Annotated in this window: 20 protein-coding genes; 14 read left to right on the top strand and 6 right to left on the bottom strand. The window is 69.8% G+C overall.

Annotated features, from left to right (window positions below; translation table 11 throughout):
• Positions 1–84: 84 nt before the first annotated feature.
• A complete protein-coding gene (locus ACTMTF_RS32235; protein WP_441114064.1) occupies positions 85–1,014 on the bottom strand; it encodes a radical SAM protein in 930 nt (309 codons plus the stop codon).
• Between the two features lie 117 nt (positions 1,015–1,131).
• Between ACTMTF_RS32235 and ACTMTF_RS32240 the strand changes: the two genes are divergently transcribed.
• The 6 genes from ACTMTF_RS32240 (at position 1,132) to ACTMTF_RS32265 (ending at position 4,352) form a co-directional block, all read left to right on the top strand.
• A complete protein-coding gene (locus ACTMTF_RS32240) occupies positions 1,132–1,455 on the top strand; it encodes a DMT family transporter (RefSeq protein ID WP_397014875.1) in 324 nt (107 codons plus the stop codon).
• A 55-nt stretch (positions 1,456–1,510) separates the two neighbouring features.
• Entirely contained in the window at positions 1,511–2,065 is a 555-nt protein-coding gene (locus ACTMTF_RS32245) for a GNAT family N-acetyltransferase (protein WP_441114065.1), read from the top strand.
• Positions 2,062–2,367 carry a DUF952 domain-containing protein gene (locus ACTMTF_RS32250; RefSeq protein WP_441114066.1) on the top strand — a complete coding sequence of 102 codons (306 nt, stop codon included), beginning with the start codon at positions 2,062–2,064 and terminating at the stop codon, positions 2,365–2,367. Before ACTMTF_RS32245 ends, ACTMTF_RS32250 begins: the two co-directional genes overlap by 4 nt.
• Complete coding sequence (locus tag ACTMTF_RS32255; RefSeq protein WP_441114067.1) at positions 2,364–2,738, top strand: nuclear transport factor 2 family protein; 375 nt, start codon at positions 2,364–2,366, stop codon at positions 2,736–2,738. The genes ACTMTF_RS32250 and ACTMTF_RS32255 overlap by 4 nt, the downstream gene beginning before the upstream one ends.
• 857 nt (positions 2,739–3,595) lie before the next feature.
• Positions 3,596–4,033: a ribosomal protein L7/L12 gene (locus ACTMTF_RS32260; RefSeq protein WP_441114068.1), complete on the top strand. Its 438-nt coding sequence runs from the start codon at positions 3,596–3,598 to the stop codon at positions 4,031–4,033.
• 64 nt (positions 4,034–4,097) lie between these two features.
• Positions 4,098–4,352: a hypothetical protein gene (locus tag ACTMTF_RS32265; protein ID WP_397014866.1), complete on the top strand. Its 255-nt coding sequence runs from the start codon at positions 4,098–4,100 to the stop codon at positions 4,350–4,352.
• A gap of 708 nt (positions 4,353–5,060) precedes the next feature.
• Here the strand turns inward: ACTMTF_RS32265 and ACTMTF_RS32270 are convergent.
• Entirely contained in the window at positions 5,061–5,327 is a 267-nt protein-coding gene (locus tag ACTMTF_RS32270; protein ID WP_441114069.1) for a hypothetical protein, read from the bottom strand.
• 439 nt (positions 5,328–5,766) lie between these two features.
• Between ACTMTF_RS32270 and ACTMTF_RS32275 the strand changes: the two genes are divergently transcribed.
• The 3 genes from ACTMTF_RS32275 (at position 5,767) to ACTMTF_RS32285 (ending at position 10,118) form a co-directional block, all read left to right on the top strand.
• A complete protein-coding gene (locus ACTMTF_RS32275) occupies positions 5,767–7,470 on the top strand; it encodes an enoyl-CoA hydratase-related protein (RefSeq protein WP_441114070.1) in 1,704 nt (567 codons plus the stop codon).
• Between the two features lie 16 nt (positions 7,471–7,486).
• Entirely contained in the window at positions 7,487–9,016 is a 1,530-nt protein-coding gene (locus ACTMTF_RS32280) for a helix-turn-helix domain-containing protein (protein WP_441114071.1), read from the top strand.
• An 82-nt stretch (positions 9,017–9,098) separates the two neighbouring features.
• Positions 9,099–10,118, top strand: a complete 1,020-nt coding sequence (locus ACTMTF_RS32285; RefSeq protein ID WP_441114072.1) for a tyrosine-type recombinase/integrase — start codon at positions 9,099–9,101, stop codon at positions 10,116–10,118.
• A gap of 9 nt (positions 10,119–10,127) precedes the next feature.
• On the opposite strand, the gene ACTMTF_RS32290 is transcribed toward ACTMTF_RS32285, so the two are convergent.
• The 3 genes from ACTMTF_RS32290 to ACTMTF_RS32300 are packed head-to-tail and all read right to left on the bottom strand — an operon-like array spanning position 10,128 to position 11,824.
• A complete protein-coding gene (locus ACTMTF_RS32290; RefSeq protein WP_397014858.1) occupies positions 10,128–10,382 on the bottom strand; it encodes a helix-turn-helix domain-containing protein in 255 nt (84 codons plus the stop codon).
• Positions 10,383–10,421: 39 nt separating this feature from the next.
• A complete protein-coding gene (locus ACTMTF_RS32295) occupies positions 10,422–10,970 on the bottom strand; it encodes a hypothetical protein (protein ID WP_441114073.1) in 549 nt (182 codons plus the stop codon).
• The gene (locus ACTMTF_RS32300; RefSeq protein ID WP_441114074.1) at positions 10,967–11,824 is read right to left on the bottom strand and encodes a MerR family transcriptional regulator; all 858 of its coding nucleotides are present in this window, start codon (positions 11,822–11,824) and stop codon (positions 10,967–10,969) included. Before ACTMTF_RS32300 ends, ACTMTF_RS32295 begins: the two co-directional genes overlap by 4 nt.
• A gap of 69 nt (positions 11,825–11,893) precedes the next feature.
• On the opposite strand from ACTMTF_RS32300, the gene ACTMTF_RS32305 reads away from it, so the two are divergent.
• Positions 11,894–12,655: a MerR family transcriptional regulator gene (locus tag ACTMTF_RS32305; protein ID WP_441114075.1), complete on the top strand. Its 762-nt coding sequence runs from the start codon at positions 11,894–11,896 to the stop codon at positions 12,653–12,655.
• Between the two features lie 87 nt (positions 12,656–12,742).
• Entirely contained in the window at positions 12,743–13,873 is a 1,131-nt protein-coding gene (locus ACTMTF_RS32310) for an adenylyl-sulfate kinase (protein ID WP_441114076.1), read from the top strand.
• Here the strand turns inward: ACTMTF_RS32310 and ACTMTF_RS32315 are convergent.
• A complete protein-coding gene (locus tag ACTMTF_RS32315) occupies positions 13,853–14,647 on the bottom strand; it encodes an NAD(P)H-binding protein (RefSeq protein WP_441114077.1) in 795 nt (264 codons plus the stop codon). The genes ACTMTF_RS32310 and ACTMTF_RS32315 overlap by 21 nt on opposite strands.
• A gap of 78 nt (positions 14,648–14,725) precedes the next feature.
• On the opposite strand from ACTMTF_RS32315, the gene ACTMTF_RS32320 reads away from it, so the two are divergent.
• The 3 genes from ACTMTF_RS32320 to ACTMTF_RS32330 all read left to right on the top strand — a co-directional run bounded on the left by ACTMTF_RS32320 (position 14,726) and on the right by ACTMTF_RS32330 (position 17,375).
• The gene (locus ACTMTF_RS32320; RefSeq protein ID WP_441114078.1) at positions 14,726–15,982 is read left to right on the top strand and encodes a TetR/AcrR family transcriptional regulator; all 1,257 of its coding nucleotides are present in this window, start codon (positions 14,726–14,728) and stop codon (positions 15,980–15,982) included.
• A gap of 74 nt (positions 15,983–16,056) precedes the next feature.
• A complete protein-coding gene (locus ACTMTF_RS32325) occupies positions 16,057–16,698 on the top strand; it encodes a GNAT family N-acetyltransferase (RefSeq protein ID WP_441114079.1) in 642 nt (213 codons plus the stop codon).
• A gap of 104 nt (positions 16,699–16,802) precedes the next feature.
• A complete protein-coding gene (locus tag ACTMTF_RS32330) occupies positions 16,803–17,375 on the top strand; it encodes a dienelactone hydrolase family protein (RefSeq protein ID WP_441114080.1) in 573 nt (190 codons plus the stop codon).
• Positions 17,376–17,453: the final 78 nt, after the last annotated feature.

A 17,453-nucleotide genomic window follows, 5' to 3' on the forward strand; every position in this document is an offset into this window, starting at 1 on the left:
TCGCATCGACTCAGCGCGAGGCCGGCTCTGACGGCGGAGCGGGGCGGCTCGTCCGATGACACGGAACCACCGACTCCAGCCGGCTCACACCACCGTCAACTGCGACGAACGAGGCTCCCGCGGCACCGCCCCCACCGGCCCCGCCGCCAACCCATAACCCCGGCACAACTGCCCGATCTGCCCAAGAATGCGCTGCTCATAGCCGGGGGAGGGGAGCCCCGCCCGGTCGTACAACTCCTCATAACGCGCCACCAGCTCCGGATGCGCCCGCCCCAGCCACTCCACGAACCACCCCCGCGTCCCCACCGGCAACCGCAACACCACCGGCTCCACCGCCACCGCCCCCGCAGCCGCGATCCGCCGCACCGTCGCCGCCAGCTGATCCGCCCCATCACTCAGCAACGGCAACACCGGAGCCATCAACACCCGGCACTCCACCCCCGCCTCCACCAGCGACGACACCAACTCCAACCGCGCCTGCGCACCCACCGCACCCGGCTCCACCGTCCGCCGGATCCGCTCGTCCACGAACGCGATCGACACCGCCACCTGCGCACCCACCTCCGCCAGCAGCCCCGCGTCACGCAACACCAGCGGACTCTTCGTATACACCGTGAACGGCACCCCCGCCCCAGCCAGCGCCGCCACGACCCCCGGCATCAACCGGTACGTACGCTCCGCCTCCTGATAACAGTCACCACTCACCCCCACCGCCAGCGCCTCACCACCCCACCGGCCCAACTCCGCACGCAACCGCTCCACCGCGTTCGCCTTCACCACGACCCGCGTGTCGAAATCAGCCCCCGCGTCCAACCCCAGCCGGCGATGCCCAGCGCGGGCACCGCAGCCGCGGCAGGCATGGGCGCAACCACGGTAGGGGGACACCGCCCACCGCTGCGCGATGCCCGCGGACTGCGGCACCCGCTCGATCATCGTGCGAGCCTGCATCTCATAGAACCCGTCACGCACCACGGCCCGCCGCTCGATCAGCGGCCGCTCATCGACGGCGTCCACCAGAGGTAACGCATCCCAGCCCACCCACCAAGTGGAACACGCATTCGACTCCCATTTCAAGCCGACACCCACCCCACATAAACTGACACCCACGTACCACTTCACCGGAAGGGCCCCATGCCCTGGCTCCTGCTCGCCCTCGCCATCGCCTGCGAAGTCACCGCCACCACCGCACTCAAACTCAGCGACGGCTTCACCCACCTCGGCTGGACCACCCTCACCGCCCTCGGCTACATCGCCTCCTTCACCCTCCTGTCCCAAGCACTCAAACTCCAGCTCGACATGGGCACCGCCTACGCCGTCTGGGCCGGCGCCGGCACCGCCGTCATCGCCCTCATCGGCGCCGCCTTCATGGGCGAAACCCTCACCCCACTCAAAATCGGCGGCATCCTCCTCATCATCGGCGGCGTCGTCGTCCTCAACCTCGCAGGCGCCCACTGACCACCCGCACCAAAACGCCTCGCACCCCGCCCGACCAGCGCCCTACACTGCCCCCGTGCTGAAACCCCACTACCCGATCACCACCGACCGCCTCCTCCTGCGCCCCTTCACCCCCCAAGACCTCCACCCCCTGCACGCCTACGAATCCCGCCCCGACGTCACCCGCCACCTCTACTGGGGACCACGCGACCTCGACACCACCCGCGCCTTCCTCGACAAGAAGATCACCCGCACCGCCCTCCTGCAGGAAGGCGACGCCGTCGACCTCGCCATCACCCTCCCCGGCACCGGCGACCTCATCGGCAACTGCCTGCTCATCTGGACCAGCCAGGAACACCGCCAAGGCGAGATCGGCTACATCCTCAACCCCACCCACCACGGCCACGGCTACGCCCCCGAAGCCGCCCGCGAAATGCTCCGCCTCGGCTTCGAACACCTCGGCCTGCACCGCATCGTCGGCCGCCTCGACGCCCGCAACACCGCCTCCGCCCGCGTCCTGGAAAAACTCGGCATGCGCCGCGAAGCCCACCTCATCGACAACGAACGCGTCAAAGGCGAATGGTCCTCAGAAATGGTCTACGCCATGCTCGAAACCGAATGGACCCCATGACCATCCACCACCTCGCACTCCACACCGACTGGACCCAAGCCCAGAAAACGGGGGAGTACCGCATCTCCACCCTCGGCCGCACCCTCGACCAAGAAGGCTTCATCCACTGCAGCCGCGACCTCGACCAACTCCACGGCGTCCACACCGCCTTCTACGGCCACCTCACCGAACCCCTGCTCATTCTCGACATCGACCCCACCGGCCTCGACATCCGCACCGAGAACGGCTACCCCCACCTGTACGGGCCCCTACCCGTCACCGCCGTCACCGCCACCCACCCCTACACCCGCCCGCACCCATGAACCCCCGAGACGCCGCCCAGCGCTTCGCCGACACCTGGCAACACGGCTGGACCCACCACGACACCGACGCCATCATCGCCCTCTACAGCGACGACGCCGTCCACACCTCCATGCCGTTCAGACCCCCGCACCACGGCAAACAAGCCATCGCCGACTACATCCGCTGGTCCTTCACCGGCGAAAGCGCACCCCACGTCACCTTCACCACCCCCCTCGTCGACGGCGACCGAGCCGCCATCGAATTCCGGGTCCACGCACAAGAAAACGACCAGCCCGTCACCATCGCAGGCTGCGTATTCGCCCGCTTCAACCGTGACGGCCTGGCCGTACAGACCCGCGACTACTGGCACACCACCCAAGGCCACCAGTAGAAAACTCAGCAAACCCGTTCATCAACGCCGCCGCCCCACCCGAGCCCGGCCAGTTCCGGCGGCACCTCAACGCGAAACATGCACTCCCGGAGCCACCGGAATCTGCTGCCCTCGCACCGGACCGGCCGGCGGCACCGGACGCGACTGCTCCTCCTGGTGCTGCTGCGGCTGCTGAGCCGACAGGCCCCGCTCACCCAGACCACGCCGCTCGGCGCAGCCACCCCCGCAGTAGCCATTCGTCACGATCAACCGCCCACGCAGTGGCGTGTACGCCTCACGGCCCGATGCCGGGAGAACCCCCTGGCACACCTGACATAACACAGACTCGTTCCCCACGTGCTGCTCCTCTCGCGGCGCGATAGCAGAAGACCACCCTAAACGCCACACAGAGCCAACGACAGTGAATCAACGACAAGTCAGAGCCGCTGTCAAGCACACAGCGCATCTAACGGCGCAATCACGCAAACCAGGGGAGTGACCCCCAGAACCCCACCCAAGATCTCGAAAGGCACCGACAACACCCACAGTGACCAGCCCTGACATCTCCGACACAAGAGTCACCAACTCTCACACGGATCCGTCACCACCACTCGAGAAACCACAGATCCCATCGGAACGCTCACGCACCGTGAGGTAACGCATCTCACAGGACCCGAATCCGGCAGGCCCAAAACAGCCATATCTGACCAACATCGACTTGCTCCGACAATCGGACCGGCACACCGCAGGGGAGCCCCCACCCCCTCCCGAAGCTGTGCTACTTGACATAATGTCCATTATCAAGCAACCGCAGAGGCGCCGATCCACTCCGCACAGACGCCTGACATATCCGGATCCGGCACGATACGATCCCGCCCATGCCCATGGGAATCTCAGTGATGGAACTGCTGGCCATCGGCATCTTCCTCGTCGGCGCCATCGCCATCACCATGAGCGTCGTGATCAACCGCCGACGCGCAAGCATCACGAAAGCGCCGCCGTACGCACCCGAGGAACTCGACGGCGCCCTACGTGAGCTGATCAGGCGAGACAGAAAGATCCAAGCGATCAAACTCCTGCGCGAGCACACCGGCATGGGCCTCAAACAGGCCAAGGACGCCATCGACGGACTCGCCGCCGGCCGCCCCCTCCACCCGCCCGCCATCACCCAGCAGCACACCCCACCACAAGAAGACCTCGCCACCCGGGTACGCCGCCTCAAGGAGTCCGGCCGCACCGAGCAGGCCGTCTTCCTGGTACGCGGCGAGACCGGCATGGACGAGGCCGGCGCCACCCTGTTCGTCGACAGCCTGTGACCGTACGGGCTTACTGGCGAAACCGCCTCTGATCCGCACGCCGGAACGGCGATACGATCGACACATGCCCAGCCTGGCGATCTCCACCGGCGGCCTCGTCGCCCTCACTGTCGTCGTCACAGCGGCGATCATCCTGCTGATCGTCCTGGCCGTGCGGCTCACCCGCAACCCCCGCAACAGCCCCACCCCCAACCCCGGCCTGGTCGACCAGGCGCGGGAGATGAAGGCGATGGGTCAGATCCAGGAAGCCGTCTTCCTCGTACGCGGCGAGACCGGCATGAGCCACCGCGCGGCCACCCGTTTCGTCAACCGCCTCTAACCACGCCAAATCGCCACAAAAGTACCCATACCAGACAGAAGCTGGATTCTGTCTGGTATGACTTCCGTCGGCCACGGCGACTGACCGGCACCGCGTTCGCCATGTCATGCCCGGCGCCCGAGGTCTCCCGCGAGCCACGAGGCGCCCCCTACGCCCGCACCCGGCGGGTCGGGAAAGCGTTCGCAGGACCCCTTTCCTCCAGGCACTCCCCCGGCGCCATCTCGGCACAGTGATCTTCAACGCCCAGAATGTGGCCCACGCCCCCAGATTTAGGCTGGATCGGCGATGCTCCCACCTGCAGTTATAGCTGACGATGATATTCTGATTACTTATTGTGACCACTTGGTAGGCGTGCAAGGTCAGAGGAACCCGTGATCCGCACGCGTTTCCGCGGAGAAGAGGGCTGCCGCGGATCTACCCCCTCCTGACCCCACCCCCAGGTCCTCAGTCCCCCGAGAACCCCGTCGGAGAACGCTCGACGCCGCCCGTGCCGCGATCGAGCCGGACACACGAAGGGAGGCGACCATGACCAGACAGCGCCGCAGAGGCACACCCGTTACCTCGGCGACCTGATCGACGAAGTACTCGACCGCGTCAGTGGCGTCGAGCACGGACCTGCGCCGTGCCGCGCGTCCGACGACTTGGGCGTCGGCTCCTCCTCCGTGCTCAGAGTCCGTACCTGACGCGCCAGCCCTTCCACCGCCCTGCTCAGGTCGTCCAGTTGCTGGGCCACATCGTCCCTACGAGCCGACCACCCCCGCAGCCCAGCCGCAGCCGCAGCTCGGACAGCATATCGATGATGTCCGCGTACTCGTCGATCGTGCGCTCCTCCCCGCTCCCCGCCCGATAGGCCCGGAACGGACGATCCGCACGCAGATCCTCCGCCAAGTCCTCCAGCGGTGGAGGAGCGTGACTCCGACCGGCGTGGTCGTGGTCGGTTGCGACGACGATGACGACGTCGGTCGTGGGGACCAACGACGAGGGTACGGGCCGGATAAAGGGACGGGGTGGGATCCGGGCCGGTCGATGTTCCTGAGGGGCGGCGGGGCCCGGCGGCTGCGCTGCTCGGCCGGCGGTCGGCTCTTCGATCTGGACGAGCCGTGCCCGGTCACGGTTCGCGGGTGGGGTCGTACGGAGGGTGGGGGTTTTCGGTCGTGTGGCGTGTGAGGTGAGATGCGGAGTTTAGCCACACTTCGCAAGAAAAAATCCCGACAAAAGCTGACGAATGATGCCAACACGGGCGACTTTTTATCGTGATGTGTCAGCAGGCCTTGCCCGGCCATGTCAGCATCGACGGATGAACGGGTCATATGGGGCTGCCGTAAACAGCTGGGGCCACTGGGCTCCCCCGCCGCCCGGCGCCGCCTGACCGCCACCTCTCCCCTCGCCCGATCCCCTCAGAAGGAAACTCCCCTTGCGTATCCTGCTTCTCTGCTCCTCGTTCAACGGCCTGACCCAGCGCGCCTGGCTGGAGCTACGCCGGGCCGGCCACGACGTCAGCGTGGAGCTGGCGCTGTCGGAGCAGGTGATGCTCGAAGCGGCCGAGCTGGCCAAGCCGGACCTGGTGATCTGCCCGTTCCTCAAGGAGAAGGTGCCCGCGCGGCTGTGGCAGACCCAGCGCACGATCATCATCCATCCCGGGCCTCCCGGCGACCGCGGCCCCTCCTCGCTGGACTGGGCCATCGCCGACGCCGAACCCCAGTGGGGCGTGACCGCGCTGCAGGCGGTGGAGGAGATGGACGCCGGCCCCATCTGGGGCTACCGGATGTTCCCGATGCCGGCCGAACCGCCCCGCAAGTCCGCGCTGTACAACGGGCCGGTGGCGGACGCCGCGGTGGAGCTCGTGCTCGAGGTGGCGGCCAAGGCCGCAGACCCGGCGTTCCTGCCCACCCCGCTGGACCCCCGCCGCCCCGAGGTGGTGGGACGGCTGCGCCCGGCGATGCGTCACGCCGACCGCGACGTGTCCTGGGCCGCGCCGACCGAGACGGTGCTGCGGCGGGTGCGGGCGGCCGACGGCGCGCCCGGCGGCCGGGCCACCTTGTGCGGGCTCGCGGTACGTGTGTTCGACGTCTACCGGGGGCCGGTCATGCCCGGCGAGCCGGGCACGATCGCGGGGCGGCGCGAGGGCGCGGTGCTGGTGCGCACCGGCGACGGGACGGTGTGGGTCGGCCATCTGCGGCCGGACGAGCCCGGCGCGGTCAAGCTGCCGGCCGCGGCCGTCCTCGGTGACCGGATCACCGGTGTCGAGGAGGTCGCCGGCTACAGCGAGATCACCTACGACCGCAGTGACGGTGTCGGGGTGGTGAGCTTCGACTTCTACAACGGCGCCATGTCGACCGACCAGTGCCGGCGGCTCGCGGCGGCGCTGCGGTACGCGACCGCGCAGGACACGCGGGTGCTGGTGGTGCGCGGCGGCGAGACGTTCTCCAACGGGATCCACCTGAACGTGATCCAGGCGGCCAAGCATCCGGAGCTGGAGGCGTGGATGAACATCAACGCCATCAACCAGGTCTGCCGCGAGGTGATCTGGTGCACCGGGCAGCTGGTCGTGACGTCGATGGGCGGGAACGCCGGCGCCGGCGGGGTGATGATGGGGCTGGGCGGCGACCGTGTGATCATGCGCGCCGGCGTGGTGCTGAATCCGCACTACCGGACGATGGGGCTGTTCGGCAGCGAGCTGTGGACGTACGCGCTGCCGCGCCGGGTGGGCGCGGAGCAGGCGGCGCGGCTGACGCAGGAGGCGTTGCCGATCGGCGCGCTGGAAGCCGCCGAGCTCGGGCTGGCCGACAAGGTGGTGCCGGGGACGCGGCCGGAGTTCGAGCGGACCGTCCTGGAGTACGCCGAGAAGCTGGCGGTGGATCCGAACTACGCGGGGCTGCTCACGGCCAAGCAGGCGGCGCGGGAGGCTGACGAGCGGCGTAAACCGCTGGACGCGTATCGGGTGGAGGAGCTGGCGGAGATGAGCCGGGACATGTTCGACGACCGGTGCGGCTTCCGGGCGGCGCGGGAAGGGTTCGTGCTGAAGCGGAAGGCGGAGGCCACGCCGGAGCATCTGGCGGTTCATCGGGAGTTGTCCGGCGCGTCGGCCGCGTCGAACGCGAGACCATCTCATATGTGAGATAGGTTGTCGTCTTGTGGCAGACGACTATCTTGTGCGAATCGGCCGGCTCATCCGGGACGCGCGCCAGCATCGTGGTTGGACACAGCTCCAGCTGGCCGACGCGCTGGCGACGAGCCAGAGCGCCGTCAACCGGATCGAGCGCGGCAACCAGAACATCAGTCTTGAGATGATCGCCCGCATCGGCGAGGCGCTCGACAGCGAGATCGTCTCCCTGGGCTACGCGGGCCCCATGCACCTGCGTGTGGTGGGCGGCCGCCGCCTGTCAGGCAGCATCGACGTCAAGACGTCGAAGAACGCCTGCGTGGCCCTGCTGTGCGCGTCACTGCTGAACTCCGGGCGGACGATCCTGCGCAAGGTCGCCCGCATCGAAGAGGTCTACCGGATCCTGGAAGTGCTCGCCTCCATCGGAGTGCGGGCACGCTGGATCAACGAAGGCAGCGACCTGGAGATCGTGCCCACCGCCCGCCTCGACCTGGAGGCGATGGACACCGAGGCGGCCCGCCGCACCCGCAGCGTCATCATGTTCCTCGGGCCGCTCATGCACCGCACCGAGCAGTTCCGCATCCCGTACGCGGGCGGCTGCGACCTCGGCACCCGCACCGTCCAGCCGCACATGTCGGCCTTGAAGCACTTCGGCCTCGACATCACCGCCACCGGCGGCTTCTACCACGCGCGCGTGGACCCCGAGGTGTCCCCCAGACGGCCCATCGTGCTCACCGAACGCGGCGACACCGTGACCGAGAACGCCCTGCTCGCGGCCGCACGCCACGACGGCGTCACCGTGATCCGCAACGCCTCCTCCAACTACATGGTCCAGGACCTCTGCTTCTTCCTGGAGCAGCTCGGCGTGCGCGTGGACGGCATCGGCACCACCACCCTCACCGTGCACGGCGTGCCCTCCATCGAGCGCGACGTCGACTACTCCCCCTCCGAGGACCCGGTGGAGGCGATGAGCCTGCTGGCCGCCGCCGTCGTCACCTCCTCGGAGCTGACCATCTGCCGGGTGCCGGTCGAGTTCCTGGAGATCGAGCTGGCCGTCCTGGAGGAGATGGGCCTCGACCACGACCGGGGCGCCGAATACCCGGCCGCCAACGGCCGCACCCGCCTGGTCGACCTCACCGTCCGGCCGTCGAAGCTCGTCTCCCCCATCGACAAGATCCACCCCATGCCGTTCCCCGGCCTCAACATCGACAACGTGCCCTTCTTCGCGGCCATCGCCGCCGCGGCGCAGGGCTCCACGCTCATCCACGACTGGGTGTACGACAACAGGGCCATCTACCTCACCGAACTCACCCGGCTCGGCGCCTCGGTGAAGCTCCTGGACCCGCACCGGGTGCTGGTCGAAGGCCCCACCCGGTGGCGGTCGGCGGAGATGATGTGCCCGCCCGCGCTCCGGCCCGCCGTCGTGGTGCTGCTCGCCATGATGGCCGCCGAAGGCACCTCGGTGCTCCGGAACGTGTACGTGATCAACCGGGGCTACGAGGACCTGGCCGAGCGGCTGAACGCGCTCGGGGCGCGGATCGAGACCTTCCGCGACATCTGAACATTCTGTCGGTGCGGGCCGCTACCGTCTCCTGATGGATCTTCCATGCCTGATGGATCGTCCACGACAGTGAGGGGGGACGGTGCGGCCTGCGGAGCTCGACCGGCTGACGGTGGTGGAGGCGGCTGATCGCTATGTGGAGCTGGTCCGGGCCAAGACCCTGACCGGGGCGCTGTCCCCCGCCACCGCCGAGGTGTACGCACGAGACGTGGCGACTCTCGTCGCCCTGGCCGGCGAGCGGACCGTGCTGGACGACCTGACCGGCGAGGACGTGGATGCGATCCTGCTCGCGTTCGCCCGCAAACCCGACGGCCGCCGCACCGCCGACCCCGGAGCCCGGCAGTCCGCCTCATCCCAGGCGCGCTTCCGCCGATCGATCTCCGCCCTGTTCAAACACGCCACCCTCGCCGGATGGGTGCAGATCAACCCGATGGCGCTGGCCACCGTGACCGCCAAGGAACGCGGCGGGCTGCGCCCCGAACGACGGGCGCTCACCCGCGAGCAGGCCCAGGGGCTCGTCGGCGCGGCCCGCACCCTGGGCGAGGAGCCACGACGCCCCGGCCGGCGGCGTGATCAGCGCACCGAGTTGCGCGACGGCCTCGTCGTGCTGCTGCTGACGGCGCTGGGCCCACGTGTGTCCGAGCTCGTCCGGGCCAACGTCGAAGACTTCTACACCAACGACGGCGTCCGCTACTGGCGGATCTTCGGCAAGGGCGGCCGCACCCGCGACGTGCCCCTCCCCCACGACGTGGCGACGGTCCTGGAGGCCTACCTGCAGCGGGGCAGGCCCGCGACGCAGGACAAGGCGCTGCTGCTGTCCTGGCGGGGGCGCAGGCTGGCGCGCGGCGACGTGCAGGCGGTCATCGACCGCGTGCTGCGGGAGGTCGATCCGGCACAGCGCCGGTCGGTGACCCCCCACGGTCTCCGGCACACCACCGCGACCCACCTGCTGGCCGACGCCGTCGACATGGACGCGGTCCGGCGGGTCCTCGGGCACAGCGACCTGTCCACGCTGGGCCGCTACCGCGACGAACTTCCAGGGGAGCTGGAGGTGGCGATGCGGGCGCATCCGCTGCTGCGCGACCCGAAACCGGCCGACTGATCCCGGGCGTCAGGTCGGGACCGCGGGGGCGGCCCCCGCGGCGAGCCGGTCGAGAGGCACGTCCAGCACGCCGGCCAGCGCGGCGATGGTGAAGAAGGCCGGCGTCGCGATCCGGCCTGTCTCGATCTTGCGGAGGGTCTCGGCGGACATGCCGGCGGCGGCTGCGACCTCGACGATGCTGCGCTCGCCTCGGGCCTGACGCAGCAGCCTGCCGAGTTCTTCGCCGCGGAGGCGTTCCTGCGGGGTCAGCGGGGGTCGCACCATGAACCCGAGTCTATATCCCCAATAGAAATACCGTTATAGTTATCGCCTACGGTCGGATTCGCCACCGTCAGCGAAGCCGGCCGCCCGCACCGGCTGACGCAGCACCACCCGCGGAGCCGGGTCATCCAACGGCGTCACATACACCTCATGATGCGGCCCGTTCCGCACCAACCCCCGCTCCGCCATGAACGCGTCCATGACCCGCAACGACCGATGCTCCTCACTGAACGGGCCGACGTGCAGCAACTCCACGCACTCCCCCTCCGCCTGCGACGCCACCCGCACCCGATCGACCGCCGCCCCCGACGGCCGCGCCCTCTCCCTGGCCCGCTCCAGCAGACCCGGCTCCGGCACACCCGCCAGCGGCAGCAGCAGATGCCACCGCCACAACTCCCTCGGCACCTCCAACGCCGGCCGTTCGTCCTCCACCCACCACAACCCCTCCAACGGCCCCGCCGCACCCCCCATCCCGGCCGCCACCGCATACAGAGCCCGGATCGCGGCAAGATGCTCCGCCCCACCCGGCTCCCCCATCCCCGACACGTTCACGCACGTCACCTGGCCGTACGTCACCAGCTCAGGACTCACCACTCCTCCTCCAGACACACCATCACCTCGGTCACCAGCTCATCGACCGGCGTCACCGCCGGATCCGACACGTACACCTCCCGGATCGGCCCCCCGACCCGCAACCTCCGCTCCGCAGACCACGCCAGCACCGCGTGCACCGTCAACCCGATCTGGTCGTACGGCCCCACATGCGTGGCACTCGCGAACTGGCCCCCCGGCAACACCCCCTCCCGGACCTCGCCCGGCAACGCCACCCCGGCCGCCAGCACACAGGCGACCTCGACCTCCACCACCTCTCCCAAATCCATCGGAAACAGCCCCACCAGCCGGATCCCAGCCCCCTCCACCGACTCCCCCGGGCCCCTCTCCGCCGGCCCGCCGGACGCCCACGACGGAAGCCCCCGCACAGCCGCCACCACCCGCGCGACCGCGGCCGACGTCGCCCGCGCGATCTCCCGCGGCCCGGCCGCCACCTCACGCACCACCGCCACCTGCCGAGCCGGCTCACTCACCACCCGCACGACCGCCGCCGGCAACCCCTGCGCCATCACCCGCTCAAGCGACGCCAACGTACGACTCCGCCGGGCAAGCTCCTCCTCCAGCGAATCCCGTACCTCGTCCAGAGCCCCCAACGCGCCCGACAGCACCTCACCGATCACCGCCAGCGGCACGTCCAGCGAACGCAGCAACCCGATCGACAGCGCCACCCGCGCCTGCGACGCCCGGTAATAGCGGTAACCCGAATCAGGATCCACATACGCCGGCTCCAGCAACCCCAGCTCGCCGTAATGCCGCAACTGCTTCACACTCAACCGGGCCAGCCGGGCGAACTGCCCGATCGGCAGCAGATCATCTTCCACGCCCACCAGCATGCTCCCTCCCTCCAGGGGAGAGTCCAGCGAGTTGCACCTGACGTAACGTGAGGCCGCATCCTGGGAAGCATGAGTCTGTCTGTCGGCCAGGTATCCGGCCTCGCCGGAATCACCGTGCGCACCCTGCACCACTACGACGAAATCGGCCTGCTCACCCCCGGCGAGCGCACCAGCGCCGGATACCGCCGCTACACCGACGACGACCTCATCCGGCTGCAGCAGATCCTCCTCTACCGCGAACTCGGATTCCCCCTCGACGAGATCGCCGTCATCCTCGACAACCCCGAAGTGGACGAACTCACCCAGCTACGCCGCCAGCACGAGCTCCTCACCCGCAAGTCCGAGCGCCTCCGCGACGTCATCGCCGCCGTCGAACGAGCGATGCAGGCACGCTCGCTCGGCATCGCCCTCACCCCGCAGGAACGCCTGGAACTCTTCGGCGACTTCCATCCCGAGGACCACGAAGCCGAGGTCGAACGCCGCTGGGGCGGCACCGAGGCCTACGCGCAGAGCCGCCGCCGCGTCGCCTCCTACACCAAGGCCGACTGGCAGGAACTCAAGGCCGAGGCCGCCGCCATCACCGAGGACCTCGTCGCGGCCCTCAAGTCGGGCCTGCCGCCCGACAGCGAACAGGCGATGGACCTGGCCGAACGGCACCGGCTGCACATCAGCCGCTGGTTCTACACCTGCGACCACGAGATCCATCGATGCCTGGGCGAGCTGTACGTGTCCGACCCGCGCTTCACCGCCACCTACGACGCCCACGCACCCGGCCTGGCCCGGTACCTGCGTTCAGCCATCGTTGCCAATGTTTGTCTGCGTGGTAGGTGAGTTGCACACACCCACGCCCTTTACAATGTAGATTTATAGGGATAATCGGGTGGCACGCCGCGCCGGACGGTCGCTAGCGTCGCGGCCATGATGCCCCTGCTGTGGTTGTACGGGCCGTCAGGCGCCGGGAAGTCGTCGGTCGGCTGGGAGGTGTACACCCAGCTCAGCCGTAGCGGCGTCAGGACCGCGTTCGTCGACGGCGATCAGATCGGCCTGATGTCCCCCGCTCCCGCCGGCGGCACCCACCGGCTCCGGGCGCGGAACCTGGCCGCCCTGGCGGCCAACTTCCGGCAGGCCGGCGCGCAGTGCCTGGTCCTGTCCGGGTTCGTGCACACCCGCGAGGAGGTCCGCCTGTACGACCAGGTCGGCGCCGCGGTGACGCTGTGCCGGTTGCGGGTCGGCCCGGGCGAGCTGGAGCGGCGGTTCCTCGGGCGGGGGTGGCGGCCGGAGTTGGTGCGGGAGGCGGTCGCGGAGGCCGAGGCGCTGGAGCGCGGTGACTTCGCCGACGTGTGCGTGGACACCGACGGGCTGACGGTGCCCGAGACGGCCCTGCTCGTCCGCGAACGAACCGGCGGATGGCCGCACCTGTCCCCCACCGGCACGCCGGTCATGGACACACCGGCCATGGCCGGCGCGGCCGGCACGCGGATCCCTGTGCTGTGGCTGTGCGGTGCCACCGCCGTCGGCAAGTCAACGGTCGGGTACGAGGTCTTCACCCAGCTCAACCGCGCGGGCGTACGGGCCGCGTACGTCGACATGAAGCAGATCGGCGCGCTGCGCCCCGCGGCGAGCCGTCACCTGCTCAAGGCGCGCAATCTCGCGGCCGTCTGGGCCGGGTACAGCGCGGCGGGGGCCCACTGCCTGATCGTCTCCGGCGAGGCCGACACCACCGGCGCCATCCGCGACTACGCCGCCCTGCTGCCCGGCGCCCCCGTGACGGCCTTCCGCCTGCACGCCCGGCCCGGCACGATGGCCGGACGGGTCGCGCTGCGCGGCCAGGGAGACGGGCCGGCGATTCCGGGGGACGAGCTGCGCGGGCTCGGCCCCGCCGCCCTGCGGCGGGTCAGCCGACAGGCCGCCCGCGCGGCCGAAGCCCTCGACCTCGCCGGTGCGGGCGACCTGCGGATCGACACCGACGACCGGTCACCGCACGAGGTGGCCGCCCGGATCCGCGCCCTCTGGACCCCGTGGAGCACCTCAGAGGAACTCCCGCAGTGAACGCGGTTCGCGACCCAGGATGTCGGCCACGGTCGTGGTCGTGCTCGCCCAGCGCCCATCCCCGATCTGCGCCATGAGTTCGGCCAGGTCGCGGGCCGCTTGGCCGGGCATGCCGCGCTTCTCCAGGTGAACGGCGGCTTCCTCGGGCGACAGGTCCAGGTAACGCACGGTCCGGCCGAGCGCGCGGGTGAGCTCAGCGGCGATCTCGTCATGCGTGGGCGCCGACGGCCCCGTGAGCTCGTACGTGGCGTCGGCACCGACGGGACGCGTGAGCAGCGCGGCCGCGACCGCCGCGATGTCACGCGCGTCGATGTAGCCGACGCCGCCCCTGCCGTACGAGCCGAAGATCCGCCCCTCCTCGTCGACATCGCTCGCGAGATTCTGCATGAAGCCGACGGGTGCCAGGATCGACCACGGCACGCCCGAGGCCTTGAGATGCTCGTCGACCTGCCCGTGCATGCCGAAGCCGAGCAGGCTGCTCGACGTCACGCCGCGCACGGAGACGCTCACCACCTGCGCCGCACCCGCGCCCGCCGCGTGATCGATGACCGCCTGATGCGCCCGCACGAACCCCGGCCACAGCGCGCTGTTGAGAAAGAGCCTGTCACCGGGCTCGATCGGGATGCTCTCCGGCCGCTCCAGGTCGCCGACCACGTAGTCGCATCCCAGCTCCTCGCCCTGTTCCGCGCGCCGTACGACGGCTCGCGCCGCACCGCCGAGCTCCTCGATCAGCGCCCGCCCGATCGTGCCCGTCGCACCGGTCACCACAATCATCGCAACCTCCTTCAAGCGGAATGTCAGTTTCCAGTTCTATACTAGGCGGAATGCTGTCGTCCACTTCAAGGGGGTTCGATGCGCGCCGATGCCCGCCGCAACCGGGACAGGATCTTGGAGGCGGCACGCGACGTGGTGGCCGAGCTCGGCTCGGGCGCGCCGATGGAGCTGATCGCCCGCCGGGCCGGCGTCGGCGTCGGCACGCTCTACCGCCGCTTTCCCGACCGCGGGGTGCTGCTGGCCGCCCTGGCGGAGCATTACGTCCACGAGCTCATGGACGCCCTCGACCGCGCCGAGGCGGCCGAGCCGGACGCGTGGGCGGCCGTTCGCGCGTTCGTCCTCTACAGCGTCGAGAAGAGCCGCGGCGCCGTCGCGGCCGCGCTGGCCGGCACCTCCCCGCCGCAGGCGAGGCAGGCGCTCGTACGGCGACTCGACGAGCTGGTACGGCAGGCGCAGGCGGACGGCGCGCTGCGGTCGGACGTCGGCACCGGTGACCTCATGGACCTGCTCAACGTGTTCGCCTGCCGCCCGGGCGTCATCCCGGAGCACTTCCTGTCCTTCATGCTCGACGGCCTCGACGGCGACGGTGACCAGGCGTTCCCGGCGAGCATCAAGGCGGCCTGGGGCCTGGGAGACCGTCCACGCAAAGGGCCGAAGCGCGGACTGACCCTGGAGCGCATCGTCTCCGCGGCCGTGGAGCTCGCCGACGAGGACGGCCTGGACGCGGTCTCGATGAGCCGCGTGGGCAATCGGCTGGGCAGCTCGACCATGGCGCTTTACCGCTACGTCGCCACCAAGGACGAGCTGCTCACGCTGATGCTGGACGCCGCCGTCGGGCCGCCTCCGCCGCTGCCCGAAGGCCTCGGCTGGCGGCGCGGCCTGGAGTCGTGGGCCATCTCGATGCGCGCGGCGATCCTGGCCCATCCCTGGACGGTCCACCTGCTGACGCCCAAGGGACCGCCCGCCACACCCCACCAGCTCGCCTGGCTCGACCAGTTCCTGCTGATCCTCCAGGACACCGGCCTGCCCGCGAGAGCCAAGCTCGCCACCCAGCTGCTGATCAGCGGGCATGTGTGGAGCCACGTGCGCATCACCGCGGCGATCACGCTCGACACCGAGCCCGAAAACCTGCGGCGCTGGAGCGGGTACGAGCCGTTCCTGCGGCGGGTGACCGGCGCGGGCCGCCTGCCCGGGCTACGCGCCGCGCTCGACGAGGGCGCCTTCGGCGACGACCCGGGAGCTCCTGACGATCACTTCGTCTTCGGCCTGGAACGCGCGCTGGACGGCGTCGAGGCGCACATCCGCTCTCTCAGCCGGCCCAGCCAGGAGGCGTGAAGAGGGCACTTCAGCCACCTGAGAACGTATGCCATACGCAGAATCGTGTATGTTGTACGCAGAAAGGAGGCGCAATGGAAGCACGCATGTTCGCCGAGACCGACCGCGCCCAGCTGCGCGAGCTGTTCGTCCGCGCCGGTGAGGGCGCGCCCACCGCCTCACTCTGGGGACACGAGGAGTCCGAGGCGGCCATCTATCTCAACCCCTACATAGACCTCGAGCCGAGCTCACTGTTCGTCGCCCCGGCCGACGGCCCCCTGGTCGGCTACCTGGCGGGCTGCCTCGACGGCGCGGCCTTCCCCAGCGAGGCCGAGCGCATGGAGAACGCCATCAGGAAGTACCGCCTCTTCCTCCGGCGCGGACCCGCGACCTTCTTCGCACGCAGCCTCGCCGACCTGACGGCCTCGAAGATCCGGCGCAGGCCCTCCGCAGGCGACTTCACCGACGCACGATGGCCGTCGCACCTGCACATCAACGTCGTCCCCGAGGCGCGCGGGACCGGCGCCGCCGACGCCCTGATGGCGCTGTGGCTCGACCGGCTGAAGGCGGCCGGCTCCCCCGGCTGCCACCTCCAGACGGTGGCCGAGAACACCCGGGCGGTGCGCTTCTTCGAGCGCGCCGGATTCGCCGCGCACGGCCCGACGCCGCTGATACCCGGCCTCCGACACGAGGGCAGGCGGGTTCACCAGCAGACGATGGTCAAGAACCTGCGCTGAGGGCCGACGGCCAACGCCCCGGGTCGCAGGCACGGCAGGCGGGGTGCCGACATCCTGGCGGCGGGATTAGAGTCATGGATCGTTTCCGTCTTCGGAGGTTCACGATGGCCGACGTACTGCTGTTCCATCACGCCCTCGGCCTCACCCCGGGCGTGGCCGCCTTCGCCGAGGCACTACGCGGCCATGGGCACAGCGTGCACACCCCTGACCTGTACGACGGCCGTACCTTCGACACCCTCGACGCGGGCTTGGCGTACTCCGACCAGGTCGGCGTCGACGAGATCCTCAACCGCGGCGCGAGAGCAGCGGCGGGCATTCCGGCGGAACCGGTCTACATCGGGTTCTCCCTCGGCGTGCTTCCGGCACAGAAACTCGCCCAGACCCGGCCGGGGGCACGCGGCGCCGTGCTCGTCCACGCCTGCGTGCCGAGCTCCTTCTTCGGGCCATGGCCGGCAGCGGTCCCGGTCCGCATCCACGCCATGGAAGCGGACCGCGTGTTCACCGACGAGGGTGACGCGGACGCCGCCCGCGCGCTCGTCGACCAGGTTCCCGACGCCGAGCTGCACCTCTACCCCGGCGATGAGCACCTGTTCGCCGACAGCTCGCTGCCCTCCTACGACGCCAAGGCCACCGCCCTGCTGCTCGACCGCACGCTGACGTTCCTCCGCACCCCCTGACAGGAAGCAAGGACCGGTGCGGCGTCACCAGTGACCGGCCACCGTAGGCCCCGCCAACCCGCCGCTCGTGACAGCCGC

Source organism: Nonomuraea sp. ZG12 (genome assembly GCF_052068115.1).
In the GTDB taxonomy this organism is placed as follows: domain Bacteria; phylum Actinomycetota; class Actinomycetes; order Streptosporangiales; family Streptosporangiaceae; genus Nonomuraea.

Excerpts from the sequence above, each read along its gene's own strand:
- ACTMTF_RS32330 (WP_441114080.1), top strand. The coding sequence starts at position 16,803 with ATGGCCGACGTACTGCTGTTCCATCACGCCCTCGGCCTCACCCCGGGC.
- ACTMTF_RS32300 (WP_441114074.1), bottom strand. The coding sequence starts at position 11,824 with ATGCTGGTGGGCGTGGAAGATGATCTGCTGCCGATCGGGCAGTTCGCC.
- ACTMTF_RS32305 (WP_441114075.1), top strand. The coding sequence starts at position 11,894 with ATGAGTCTGTCTGTCGGCCAGGTATCCGGCCTCGCCGGAATCACCGTG.
- ACTMTF_RS32265 (WP_397014866.1), top strand. The coding sequence starts at position 4,098 with ATGCCCAGCCTGGCGATCTCCACCGGCGGCCTCGTCGCCCTCACTGTC.
- ACTMTF_RS32260 (WP_441114068.1), top strand. The coding sequence starts at position 3,596 with ATGCCCATGGGAATCTCAGTGATGGAACTGCTGGCCATCGGCATCTTC.
- ACTMTF_RS32310 (WP_441114076.1), top strand. The coding sequence starts at position 12,743 with ATGATGCCCCTGCTGTGGTTGTACGGGCCGTCAGGCGCCGGGAAGTCG.
- ACTMTF_RS32315 (WP_441114077.1), bottom strand. The coding sequence starts at position 14,647 with ATGATTGTGGTGACCGGTGCGACGGGCACGATCGGGCGGGCGCTGATC.
- ACTMTF_RS32325 (WP_441114079.1), top strand. The coding sequence starts at position 16,057 with ATGGAAGCACGCATGTTCGCCGAGACCGACCGCGCCCAGCTGCGCGAG.
- ACTMTF_RS32255 (WP_441114067.1), top strand. The coding sequence starts at position 2,364 with ATGAACCCCCGAGACGCCGCCCAGCGCTTCGCCGACACCTGGCAACAC.
- ACTMTF_RS32250 (WP_441114066.1), top strand. The coding sequence starts at position 2,062 with ATGACCATCCACCACCTCGCACTCCACACCGACTGGACCCAAGCCCAG.
- ACTMTF_RS32290 (WP_397014858.1), bottom strand. The coding sequence starts at position 10,382 with ATGGTGCGACCCCCGCTGACCCCGCAGGAACGCCTCCGCGGCGAAGAA.
- ACTMTF_RS32320 (WP_441114078.1), top strand. The coding sequence starts at position 14,726 with ATGCGCGCCGATGCCCGCCGCAACCGGGACAGGATCTTGGAGGCGGCA.
- ACTMTF_RS32240 (WP_397014875.1), top strand. The coding sequence starts at position 1,132 with ATGCCCTGGCTCCTGCTCGCCCTCGCCATCGCCTGCGAAGTCACCGCC.